The sequence below is a fragment of the Sodalis-like endosymbiont of Proechinophthirus fluctus genome (assembly GCF_001602625.1).
In the GTDB taxonomy this organism is placed as follows: domain Bacteria; phylum Pseudomonadota; class Gammaproteobacteria; order Enterobacterales; family Enterobacteriaceae.
On the sequence record NZ_LECR01000077.1, the window covers coordinates 13298 to 25117 of the forward strand.

Sequence of the window (11820 nt, forward strand, 5' to 3'; positions counted from 1 at the left end):
CCTAGCTGTATAATATCAAAGAGAAAAACGAAATGAGTATACTGAGACTGGACCGCGATGTTTTACACTACGGCAATCTCACTTTGCAGTGCAGCGCGTTACCCATCGCACAATGCCAGCCGTTCATCTACAGGCAAGAGGATCATTGGGTATTTAGCGCCGCGATGCTGACGGCAAGTGGGGCGAAAAGACCGGCGTGGTCAGATAACCTGGATAAGACCGGCATTGTCCCTCACGACCTTAACACCGCGTTCGATGCTATGTGCTTTCGCTTTACTCATCAGAGCTTACCGGGTTTAGGGTTGTCCACTACAGGCTGCCAGCCGTGCACTGAAGGAGTGCTGATGTGAAGTGTTGGTAAAAATAATTTACTTATCTTTACGGGTATCCACGTGCATTCTTTATATGCTTCCTTTGTGCTTGAAGTGATCCGCTCTCTCTTGTCCCGTCTTTCGCTGTTGCTGGATTCATAGCCTTTCATACTATGTCCTGATTGAAACGTGAACCAGAACCTGAGGCTGGCCGTCATGCATAAATGCCTGCTTACTAACATGCTGATCCATATAAGGAAATGAAATATTGCAACCTTCCGCTGAATAATAAACGCCGGCGCGTCTTAGTTGCAACCTATATCGCTATTGATATTTTTTCTGATTGATGCGCAACTCATCCATCCCTAAGGAAAAATTGATGCCGTAACCACAGAAGTTTACTTTTGCCATGCTGCATCCGCGCTATTGGCTTACATGGTTCGGTTTGGGTGTGCTTTGGTTGCTGGTACAGTTGCCTTACTCCACTGCTGCGAAGGCTGGGCGGGTCTTCTTGGCCGTATGTCCAAGTCGTTTTTGAAACGTCTAGTACACATTGCCAGACGCAGTAATAACATTACCTCACTGGGCATGGACCTGATGGAAAAGGGGACGGACTAATTCTGGTCCAATGCGCACGTAAAACTCTAGTTTTATGTTTCCTGCCTGCAGTACCTGCAACAGGCCATCTGCTACAGCAGAGGTATGATGGTCATCGGTATCCATTTCATGTCGCTGGATACTCGGCAGGCGGGCTTATAGGACTAAGTCAGCCGCTGATGGCCATGTACTGGCTCATAATGGCCATGTACTGGCTCATAATAATAAGGTTAAGGTGATGAGGCTTATTTAGCCCTGGGGGTGCATTCGCTCCAATAAAGCAAAGCCATGCTAAAAGACTAGAGCAGCATGGTGCATGTCTTGAAGCAGGGAGAAACGGTTTGGTTTGCACTGAACCAGGATTTATGCCCTGCGTGGTAGTATTTTCGCACTATTTTTCGCCTTTCCCCAGGCGTACACCACCCGGGTATCTATAGGTTGGTCCGACGGCGCAGCTGCAGATAATCTCCCAGTGGTGCTTATTCGCAAGCAAGATGGGAGCGGCTATCAGCTGTTGATTCAGCCGCAGCTGAGGGACTATTCGCAAGACTATGAAATGGCGGCTACCTGTTACATGAACCGGATTGTAGAGCAGGAGATACTGCGCGCGCCGGATCAATATCTTTGGCTGCATCGCCGTTTTAAAACCCGGCTGCGTGGCAGACTGTCGCTGTACATGTTGTACATGTAATATGTTGCACGACCGCTGCCGGCGCACAAAATTGCTTTATTCTAGGGTGTCTGTCTTAGGGGGATTAATCCGTGGTTCCAGAATTATTCGAATACGGTCGATCTATGGATAACTGGTTCGTTTAAAAAGCTAGTGCAAACCGATAACTAATTTATTATCTTGAAAATTCTTTCTTCTATGCCCTAACAAAACCCAAACCTCATCCTCGCTCCTGTTTCTTCAATTTTTCGACTTTTCTCTCAAATTTTTTACCAATATTACAAAAGATTACTAGTACAGCGGCAAGCTTCACAGTTTGGCTACGCTGATGAACTTTTTAAATGCACATTGCACTTTTTCGCTAATTTGACAGGTATCTTATGTTACACAATAAGCACTTTCAGGCACTCTCTCTATTGACCACCCTTGGCATGTCGCTAGCCAGTTTTAACACCTTTGCCGCCACCGATACGATATCTTTGCTACGGTTGATAACCGTCCACTGCCAAAAAACTTTGATGGCGATGCTCAGGCAAGCTACAACGCCCAAAGCGGCAATAATACCCGAAATTCCAATCTGTCTGCCAGCACCGCTATGACCTGGTTTCAGCAGTCGAATGCTATAGCCTTCGATCAGCGCAGCTCGGAGAAATATCAGGTCGGGCGCCCCCGCGCCCGCCACAACCTCAGCACGCAAGATTTCCTGTTTGCCTAATAGATTTGGTTAAGCGATCGCTATAACGACTACTGTTCGCGTTATACGTTGGTCTATGAATACTAGGGCGGGGCAATACCACCAAAGAGTTTGGTTACGCAGCGGCCTCTTTTAGCTATCAGTTGACCGACAACACTAAATTTATTCAGCGGCTGACGCTACTCCGTCAACATTGATACAATAGTGAACTCAGAAACCGGTCTGAACGTCGATATTAAACGACTATTTTGCGCTGAAGGTCGCATACAACGTGACCTAAAACAAAAATCCGACGGATAGTGCGCCGAAGTATACCGATACGAAAACGTCGGTCTTGCTAGTCTATAAAATGCAGTGATCGAATACTGGAGCTGATGGGATAAGAGGTACCCCCACCGTTCGTGCCCGATGATGTTCGATGTAAGGCGTGCGTCGCTTTGGTTATTCCGCCAGGGGAAAAAAGTCTCGGCATCAGCACATGCCTTACCATGTGAGCGTGATCCGTAGGTTAAAATGTTTTTAGCAAAATTTATCACGGATTACTGATCTAATGCTGAATAAAAAGCTTACCAATTGTTGTACTACTCGACGATACAGAGTTTGTGTCTGTCACTTATTTAAAGGTAAGTTTAATTTTTAAAATCATAAAGGTAACGCTTAAGTAGTTTAGTGAGTCCAAAGGACCAATCTTCATTGCGCTTGAAGATAGTAGCAAAGACGTGCTTGTACGCTTCTCCGCTATATAGAGCAGCAGTTTCAAAACCGCGGATTGAAGGTCAGCGTATGGAGTTTGAAATCAATAATGGCGCCGAATGACCTTCGGTTGTTGACGTTAGCTATTTAATTAGCCAGTTTTTTGAAAAACCCGCCCTGGTGCAGGCTTTTTCGCCTCCCCATAAGCGTAGCGTAGGAGATAGCGGCTCAGCTGTCATCAGCAGAGAACTGAGTAGGTTGAGCAGGATAATCTCTCCCGCGGCCAGAAAGATCTATCCACTAACCATCATCAGAGCCACTAATTCGGCGGAAAACACGACGCCACGTTCCCCAATACCTGCAGTCGAGCGTAGATATCATCAGCCAGAACGGCGGTTATCAGGAGGAATGTCGTCTCCTGGGCTGTAAGTATATCAGAATTCGTATCCCGGAGAAGCGGTTGACGGGGGAGGCAACAGGCGTAAACAAGTAGCAATCTATTACATATATATCTCTTGTATTGCGGCCGCATTAGCGGTAGAAAGCATGTAATACTCATTCACTGCTTTAGTTATTAGCCAGTGTTAACCCGGAAGGTGGTCATCGAAAGTTAATCGTTACTAAATTGTTAGTCGTTGGCGCCCTTATCGTGCTGTTGTTCGGCACTAAAAAGCTGCGTTCGCTGGGCAGGCGAACTAGGTGCAGCCATTAAAAGGCTATGAACAACAAAGGCCATGAACAGCGATAAGCCCTTATATCATCGTAGAGTGCAAAGAAAAAGAAAAGAATAATAGGTACTTGCGGCAAACGAGGGTGCTTTATTTGACTTCGATGCCTTTGGCCTGCAAATCCGCGTGGTAGGACGAGCGCACGAAGGGCCCGCAGGCTGCATAGGTAAAGCCCATTGCCAGCGCTTCTTGTTTCATCTCGTTAAATTCCTGCGGGCTTACATAGCGTTTAACCGGCAAATGGTGGCGACTGGGCTGCAAATATTGGCCAAGCGTAAGCATAGTGACGCCGTGACGGCGTAGATCGCGCATCACTTCAATAATTTCAGCGTTAGTTTCGCCCAGTCCGACCATCAGGCCAGATTTTGTCGTCAGACGCGGGTTAGCGGCCTTGAAATTTTCCAGAAGCTTGAGCGACCAGTGATAGTCCGCACCGGGGCGCACCTGGCGATATAGGCGCGGCACGTTTTCCAGATTGTGATTAAAAACATCGGGCGGCGCGGCATTGATGATATCTAGCGCACGATCCATACGACCGCGGAAGTCAGGCACCAGAGTCTCGATGCGGATAGTTGGATTTTGGGCGCGGATTGCGCTAATACAATCGGCAAAATGCTGGGCGCCACCGTCGCGTAAATCGTCACGATCGACGGAAGTCACTACCACGTAGTGCAGCCCCATATCGGCGATGGTTTGCGCCAGTTTTTCTGGCTCGTTAACATCCGGGGTGACGGGGCGGCCGTGAGAGACATCGCAGAACGGACAACGCCGGGTGCAGATAGCCCCTAGGATCATAAAGGTCGCGGTGCCGTGATTAAAACATTCCGCCAGGTTTGGACAGGACGCTTCCTCGCACACCGAGTGCAAGCCATTTTTACGCATCGCAGCCTTGATGCCCTGAATACGACTCGAGTCGGCGGGCAGTTTAATTTTCATCCAGGAAGGCTTGTACAGGATTTCCTGACGTTCCACCGCGACGGTTTTGATGGGAATTAGCGACATTTTGTCAGAGTCACGGTATTTAACGCCACGTTCCATCTGTATCAGTTTGCTCATAATGGTGCAGGTACGGTCCCGAAATCGAAAGCATGAAGAGTAGTTAAATCAGTATGTTAAATGAATATTTAACGAATATCAAAAAAATTTTTAAAAATTATAATATGTTTGTTCTGTTCTCAGCGAGTGAATGCAGAACATGGCCTGATATGGGCAGATGCGCTTGCACAGAGCCTACCGCCGCGGTTCAGGCACCATATTGCGCCGGATCCCAGCCTTGCATCTCGCCTACTGTAGCGTCCAACAGCTGCAGGCATTGCGCGAGGAGTACCGGAGCTACATCGTCAATGCCGGTGCCGGGGGATAGATCGCTCACTTGCGTCATGCGCAGACCAGCATGGCCGCAGGGGTTAATACGCAGAAAAGGCGAGAGATCCATTGCCACATTCAATGCGAGTCCGTGAAAACAGCATCCTTTGCGGATACGTAAACCGAGCGAACAAATCTTATTGGCGCCGACGTAGACCCCTGGCGCGTCGGCGCGGGCGTGGGCAGAAATAGCAAAGCCAGCGAGGGTGGCGATGACAGTCCGCTCCAGTAGAGTAATCAGATCGCGTACCCCAAGCCGGCGGCGACGCAGGTCCAGCAGGACATACATCACCTGTTGTCCTGGACCGTGGAAGGTCACCTGACCCCCTCGATCGCTTTGGATGACTGGGATAGTGCCCGGCTGTAGCAGATGTTCAACCTTACCGGCCTGCCCTTGGGTAAAGACCTGCGGATGCTGCACCAGCCAGATCTCATCGGTACTGGCAGTATTGCGGTCATTGGTGAAGCAGTTCATCGCCCGCGACACCCTCTCATAAGGCTGCAGACCCAGCTGGCGGATAACCAGGCTCTCTGATACAATCATCTCTTGACTTTACAGCACAATACATACGATGTCTATTTTACCCAGCTCTTCGTACAGCGTTTCTACCTGTTCGATATGGGTGGCATTAATAGTAACGGAAACGGAGTAGTAATTTCCTTTATGGCTGGGTTTAACCTGCGGTGAATAATTTCCTGGCGCGTAGCGCTGCACCACATCCACCACCCTATCCACCAATTCCGGCTGGGCAATACCCATGACTTTATAGGTAAACGGACAAGGGAATTCGATCAATTCATTTAGTTTAGTTTTCATAAAGACTCCCGGTGACTGGCATAGATATGCCGATGTGGCGATAGAAACGGCGCTTCCCGCCGCGCCGCGGAGGCAGATAGAATAGGGTTATTATTAGGAGCGCGGATCCGCCCCTGACAATGGATGAACGAATTAACCGAACCAATGGTGGAACACCAGTTTGACATAATCGACTATGCCGCTGAAGAAATTTCCTTCATTCACATCATTGAGCACCACCAACGGGAGTTGTTCGATGGTTTTACCGTCCAGCTGGAAATTGATAATACCGACGCGCTGATTTTTCGCCAGTAGCGCACGCAATTCCTGATTACCTAACACATAACCGGCCTTAAGATCCTTAATCAGGCCACGCGGGATGGTCAGATACGCATCCTTTTCCACGCCCAGCTCTATGCTGTTGGTATCGCTAAAATACACCGGCTCGGCGCCGAACTCTTTGCCGACCTTCAGCAGCGCCACGGTTTCAAAAAAGTGGAAACCCCAGGTTAGCAGCTTACGGCTTTCTTTTTCCTGGCCTTTCATGGAATGTCCGCCTAGTATCGCGGAGATTAGGCGCATCTGGTCTTAGGTCGCCGCGGCGACTAAATTGTAGCCCGCGGATTCGGGTATGACCGGTTTTAATACCGTCAATGTTCAGATTGCTGTCCTACAACAAGTTGTTGCGATTCATCTGGCGAATGTTGTTGAATGTGAATTTTTTTCTTTATAGATAGTATATTCGTCCGGTACGTTGTGAATCAGCGCCTTACCGATTATGGCTATGTCCTGGAGAAGCTGAATTGTCCTGGCGCCTCCAAACCGTGTACGGTTTTAAAATAGGTATTTTGCAGCCTCAGATCACTTACATAATTATTCATCATCCCCACGAACGCATACTGGCTACCGGCGACGTAATCCGCCATCGCCATGCAGGCGTCATCGCCCGACTGGAGAATGATACCGCAGTTGAGATGAGACACCTCATCGCCCGGTTTCAGGAACATCAGCGAGGAGCTTTTGAATACGGTATTGCTGGTGGACCGAGCGTCTTTGCTAACCATAACCACATCATTCATGCTAATTTTCCGGCTTTGATGGTTCGGCCGATGACATAATTAGTCATCATTTTAGTCAGGATAGCGGGGTCGCGGCGCGCGTCGGCATTCATTTCCGCCGGCAATTTACCAGAATTGTAGTCAATGAGGATATAGGATTCGGCGTCGATTTGCGGTACACCCGGAATTATAGTCTTCAGGTTAATATCGTCGGAAAAGGCTTACAGAAACAGCTCCCATGACAAAAAGGTACTCAAGGTTAACCGAGTGAATAAGCGGGGTTAGTTACATTCTTCATGTCATGACATAGCATCTATAGGGGTAAGTTAAAATTGTGTCACATTATACCAGATGCTAAAAATGGCGACATCAGGTAAAACGGCACTGCGTGCGGCTGGTAGTGTTGGCATGACATTGTCGATCGTGGCGGCTATTGTGCTGTGATAAAATCCGATTGCTGGGCTTCGCTCTACAATCGCTTTACCAGCGACTGTGCCTGCTGACGGTTCTGGGAAATGGTCCTAACTGCACGCGGAACAAATTGCCGTTGGCCGACACCTTACCCGGCACGCTAAAGCGATTACTAGCGAAGTCTGTTTCGCCACCACGGTGCCGTCGGCGCTAAGGCCGGTTAGCGCACCGTCTAACGTAACCCGAATAAAGTCGACCCGTACCTTAGTATTGTTGGAAATATTCAGTCGGTCGGCAGCGGCACGGTCAGATCGATAATGCGTCCCAGCGGTATAAGGGCCGAGGTTATTAACGCACACTATAATGATGGCCGTTGCTCAGGTTGGTGACCCACACGTAACTGGGTGACGGCCAGAACGTAGGAGTCGAATAGCTCTCCGCCGATGGTAAGTGCGGAAATCGCTGCTGCTTTTGCTGTCGTTACTATGCAGCACGAGGCCTGTTTGGCAAAAATTTTGCGGGTTTTTAACGCTGTTGTAGCGCTTGCTGCTTACCTCATAATCCTGAATGTTTCCCCGATTATAGGGCTTATAACGCGGTTCGGCACCACTGATTTCCACGACACGACAGGCCAGGTGTATGATGGCTAGGGGGCCTGGGGCTGGCGCCTAGTTAGGGCTGCGTCTCCTGCGGGTGGTACAAAGCGATGAGCGCCAACACCATCAATGCCGACAATGCCGATAAAGCACCGAAAATTTCGCATTGCTCACCTCTATAAACTTTTAGACAACATTTTTCGATGAGTATGTATCGACATGACGATACTAAACCCTGCCATTAGCACAATCAGCGCCGAGCCGCCGTAGCTTACCAGCGGCAACGGAACGCCAACCACCGGTAAGATACCACTTACCATACCGATATTCACGAACACATAAACAAATAAAATCAGCATTAAACCGCCAGCCATGACCCGTCCAAAAGTGTTCTGCGCCCGCGCCGCGATGACCAGACCGCGCATGATGACTCCTAGGTATAGGGCAAGCAGCACCAGGACACCGATAAGCCCCAGCTCCTCCCCCAGCACTGCAAAAATAAAGTCGGTGTGGCGTTCGGGTAAGAACTCCAACTGCGACTGGGTGCCGTGCAGCCAGCCTTTTCCAGACAGGCCACCAGATCCGATGGCGATTTTTGACTGGATGATATGGTAGCCGGCGCCAAAGGGGTCGGTTTTAGGATCCAGCAGCATTATTACCCGGTTCCGCTGGTAATCATGCATCAAAAAGAACCACAGCACGGGGATAAACGCCGTCACTAGCAGCGCCGCCACGGTGATCAGTTTCCAGCTCATTCCGGATAAAAACAGCACGAACAGGCCAGAGGAGGCGATAAGAATTGCGGTGCCCAGATCGGGCTGCGCCGCCACCAGTAGTGTAGGCATGAAAATCAGTACCAATGCGATAGCAGTATTTTTCAGCGACGGCGGACAACTGTCGCGATTGATAAAGCGCGCAATCATCAGCGGTACAGCTATTTTGGCGATTTCTGACGGCTGGAAGCGGATAAAACCTAAGTCCAGCCAGCGTTGCGCGCCTTTACTGATTTGTCCAAAGACATCCACCAGTACTAGCAGAAAAACGCAGAAAATATACAGATAGGGCGCCCAGGCCTCATAGACGCGGGGCGGTACCTGCGCCATCACCAACATCACCAGAAGGCCCATAACAATCTGGGCAACCTTACGTTCCATCATGCCGATATCCTGGCCGCTGGCGCTCCATACCACCAGAGCACTATAGACCAGCAGCAAGGTGACAAAAAACAGCAGCATCACGTCAATGTGCAGCTTGTTCCACAGAGAGGTTTGTTGCAGATCATCAGTCATGACCGGTTAATCACTCTCGATGCCGGTCGGGGAGGAGGAGGGCATCTCCACCGGTAAGTCCGTGGTGTTATCACCCAGGAGGATATGATCCAAAATCTGGCGGGTAATGGCGCCTACCGCCGGGCCGACCCCGCCGTTTTCCAGAATTACCACCACACCCACCGTTGGCTTATCATAGGGGGCAAAGGCGGTCATCAGCTTATGATCACGCAGACGTTCGGCAATTTTGTGAGCATTGTAGGTTTCGTTGGTCTTCAGGCCATACACCTGGGCGGTACCGGATTTGGCTGCCGCCTTGTAAGGTGCGTCGGCGAAACTCTTGCGTGCTGTGCCGTTTGGCCGGTTGGCGACGCCATACATACCGTCTTTAGCGATCTCCCAGTAACCGGAGTGGGGGTCACCGATTTGCTCATGTCCCGGTTGACGATAGGGGATCTGGCGGCCGTTTTCCCACGTACCGTATAGAAGATGCGGCGTGCGTACCACGCCGTCGTTAATCAACGTCATTAACGCTTTGGACATTTGCACCGGCGTGGCGGTCCAGTAACCCTGGCCTATGCCAACGGGGATAGTATCCCCTTGGTACCACGGTTTTTTGAAACGCGCCACTTTCCAATCACGTGTCGGCATCACACCGGCACGCTCCTCGGACAGATCGATGCCGGTATACTGGCCATAGCCAAACTTGGTCATCCATTCGGAAAGCCTATCGATGCCCATATCATAGGCTACCTGATAGAAAAAGGTATCCGCCGACTCTTCCAGCGCTCGGGTGACGTTCAACCGGCCGTGTCCCCAGCGCTTCCAGTCTCGGTAGCGTTTTTCCGAACCAGGCAATTGCCACCAGCCAGGATCAAACAGCGAGAAGTTTTTATTGATGACGCCAATGGTGAGCGCCGAGACCGAGATATAGGGTTTCACGGTGGAGGCGGGTGGGTACACCCCCTGGGTAGCGCGATTGATAAGCGGGCGATTTTTATCTTCCAGCAGCGCATGGTAATCCTTGCTAGAAATACCATCGACAAACAGGTTCGGATCGTAGCTGGGGTTAGATACCAGTGCGCGGATGCCGCCATCTCGGGGATCGACCACCACCACCGCGGCGCGGCTGCCGGCCAGCAGCTTCTCAATATATTGCTGCAGGCTGAGATCCAGCGTCAGGATAATATCCTTACCCGCCTGCGGCGGCTGCTCATGCAACTGGCGAATCACCCGGCCGCGGTTATTGACCTCGACCTCTTCGTAACCGGTTTTACCGTGCAACGTGCTTTCATAGTAGCGTTCAATACCTAACTTACCGATATCGTGGGTGGCGGCATAGTTTAGCAGGATGCCCTCTTTATCCAGACGTTCCACGTCGCGGTCGTTGATTTTTGACACATAACCGACAACGTGGGTAAGCGCGGAGCCGTAGGGATAGTAGCGGCGATGGTAGCCCTTGACTTCGACGCTGGGAAAACGGTACTGGTTAATAGCGAAACGGGCCTGCTGCACGTCGGTTAAACCCACTTTAAGCGGTAGCGAGGTAAAGCGGCGAGAGCGTTTACGCTCTTTTTCAAAATTGGCAATATCGTCATCGGTTAAATCGACTATCAGGCGCAGGGCGGCGATAGTTTGCGCTAAGTCGTCTACCTTTTCCGGCACCAGCTCCAACTGATAAATGGTGCGATTCAGCGCCAGCGGGGTGCCGTTGCGGTCGTAGATTATGCCGCGGCTGGGTGGGATAGGAACCAGTTTGATACGGTTTTCGTTGGATCGGGTGCGGTAATCCTCGAAGCGGACAATTTGTAAATGGTACAGATTGACAATAAGTATACCGGTTAGCAGCAAAGTGACGGCGAACGCCACCAGAGCGCGGCGCAAGAATAGCGCAGACTCAACTGAATAGTCGCGGAAGGGGTTACGTTCTATTTTCATTCAGCAGAATTATTTCACGTTAACCATATTCACCGCTTCACTCACGGTGATAAGGGTGATAGGTAGTAATGCTTCATGCACGATAAAGGCTCTCTACGACCAGCAAAAGAACCAGCGGATGTGGTAAAGTTAACGGGGACACCGACCAGCTTTGCTCGGTGGCTGCCTTGCAGGCGGGGGCCAGCGCCCCTCGGGCCCGCCGATAAGGAGACCGAAATCGCGCCCGTCATGCTTCCAGCGTTCAAGCTGCTGTGTCAGCTTCGGCGTCTCCCAGCGAGCTCCGGAGATATCCAGCGTGATGATGCAATTTCTTTTCGCTGTAGCGGCCAGCATCAGTTCCCCCCTTTCTTATTCCAGAATACGCGCAATATCCGCATTCTTGCGGCGCTTACCGGCCATAATTTCCGTCAGATCGAAGGGCAAATCTTTGGGAAAACGCTTGAGATAGTCGGCAAACTCGGTTTGCACCCAATCCGAAATTTTAGTCCCGATGGCGATAAGTTGCAGTTTCAAACTTCAGCTCCAAAGTTTTTCTAGCTCGTACAGGCGGCGACTCTCTTCCTGCATCACATGTACAATCACATCTCCCAGATCAACAATGATCCAGTCGGCGAAGTTTTTCCCCTCCACGCCCAGCGGCATCAAGCCGGCGGAGCGCGACGCCTGCACCAGGTGGTCGGCGATGGACATGACGT

At 50.5% G+C, this 11820-nt stretch carries 8 protein-coding genes, 4 pseudogenes and 1 riboswitch; of the genes and pseudogenes, 3 read left to right on the forward strand and 9 right to left on the reverse strand.

The features are described from left to right. Window positions 1-32: 32 nt before the first annotated feature. Together BG74_RS07500 and BG74_RS07505 are read left to right on the forward strand one after the other, a co-directional pair. Entirely contained in the window at window positions 33-350 is a 318-nt protein-coding gene (locus BG74_RS07500; protein ID WP_066597591.1) for a hypothetical protein, read from the forward strand. 349 nt (window positions 351-699) lie between these two features. Next, window positions 700-1599 (forward strand): annotated as a pseudogene (locus tag BG74_RS07505) (LpxL/LpxP family acyltransferase); the annotation flags it as partial. A 379-nt stretch (window positions 1600-1978) separates the two neighbouring features. On the opposite strand, the gene BG74_RS13885 reads toward BG74_RS07505, so the two are convergent. Continuing rightward, window positions 1979-2260, reverse strand: a complete 282-nt coding sequence (locus BG74_RS13885) for a hypothetical protein (protein ID WP_187202771.1) — start codon at window positions 2258-2260, stop codon at window positions 1979-1981. Between the two features lie 1069 nt (window positions 2261-3329). After that, window positions 3330-3393: riboswitch (Fluoride riboswitch) on the reverse strand. A gap of 185 nt (window positions 3394-3578) precedes the next feature. Between BG74_RS13885 and BG74_RS13890 the strand changes: the two are divergent. Beyond that, window positions 3579-3678, forward strand: a pseudogene (locus BG74_RS13890) (twin-arginine translocase TatA/TatE family subunit); the annotation flags it as partial. Window positions 3679-3783: 105 nt separating this feature from the next. On the opposite strand, the gene lipA reads toward BG74_RS13890, so the two are convergent. The 8 genes and pseudogenes from lipA to rsfS form a co-directional block, all read right to left on the reverse strand. Next, window positions 3784-4749 carry a lipoyl synthase gene (gene lipA / locus BG74_RS07515; protein ID WP_066597595.1) on the reverse strand — a complete coding sequence of 322 codons (966 nt, stop codon included), beginning with the start codon at window positions 4747-4749 and terminating at the stop codon, window positions 3784-3786. Between the two features lie 187 nt (window positions 4750-4936). After that, window positions 4937-5602: a lipoyl(octanoyl) transferase LipB gene (lipB, locus tag BG74_RS07520; protein ID WP_066597597.1), complete on the reverse strand. Its 666-nt coding sequence runs from the start codon at window positions 5600-5602 to the stop codon at window positions 4937-4939. A 9-nt stretch (window positions 5603-5611) separates the two neighbouring features. Beyond that, window positions 5612-5875, reverse strand: coding sequence for a DUF493 family protein YbeD (gene ybeD / locus BG74_RS07525; RefSeq protein ID WP_066597598.1), 264 nt, complete (start codon window positions 5873-5875; stop codon window positions 5612-5614). Window positions 5876-6007: 132 nt separating this feature from the next. Further along, window positions 6008-7152: pseudogene (locus BG74_RS07530) on the reverse strand (serine-type D-Ala-D-Ala carboxypeptidase). 943 nt (window positions 7153-8095) lie between these two features. Next, the gene (gene mrdB / locus BG74_RS07540; RefSeq protein WP_066597602.1) at window positions 8096-9208 is read right to left on the reverse strand and encodes a peptidoglycan glycosyltransferase MrdB; all 1113 of its coding nucleotides are present in this window, start codon (window positions 9206-9208) and stop codon (window positions 8096-8098) included. A gap of 6 nt (window positions 9209-9214) precedes the next feature. Then, window positions 9215-11125, reverse strand: a complete 1911-nt coding sequence (mrdA, locus tag BG74_RS07545; protein WP_066597604.1) for a peptidoglycan DD-transpeptidase MrdA — start codon at window positions 11123-11125, stop codon at window positions 9215-9217. A 73-nt stretch (window positions 11126-11198) separates the two neighbouring features. Then, a pseudogene (gene rlmH / locus BG74_RS07550) lies at window positions 11199-11638 on the reverse strand (23S rRNA (pseudouridine(1915)-N(3))-methyltransferase RlmH). A gap of 3 nt (window positions 11639-11641) precedes the next feature. Next, window positions 11642-11820, reverse strand: a 179-nt coding sequence (rsfS, locus tag BG74_RS17835; protein WP_244267429.1) for a ribosome silencing factor, incomplete at its 5' end; no start/stop codon positions are given.

What these genes read in the sequence shown, in the direction of transcription:
- BG74_RS07500 (WP_066597591.1), top strand. Translation starts at nt 33, where the DNA reads ATGAGTATACTGAGACTGGACCGCGATGTTTTACACTACGGCAATCTC.
- lipA (WP_066597595.1), bottom strand. Translation starts at nt 4,749, where the DNA reads ATGAGCAAACTGATACAGATGGAACGTGGCGTTAAATACCGTGACTCT.
- lipB (WP_066597597.1), bottom strand. Translation starts at nt 5,602, where the DNA reads ATGATTGTATCAGAGAGCCTGGTTATCCGCCAGCTGGGTCTGCAGCCT.
- ybeD (WP_066597598.1), bottom strand. Translation starts at nt 5,875, where the DNA reads ATGAAAACTAAACTAAATGAATTGATCGAATTCCCTTGTCCGTTTACC.
- mrdB (WP_066597602.1), bottom strand. Translation starts at nt 9,208, where the DNA reads ATGACTGATGATCTGCAACAAACCTCTCTGTGGAACAAGCTGCACATT.
- mrdA (WP_066597604.1), bottom strand. Translation starts at nt 11,125, where the DNA reads ATGAAAATAGAACGTAACCCCTTCCGCGACTATTCAGTTGAGTCTGCG.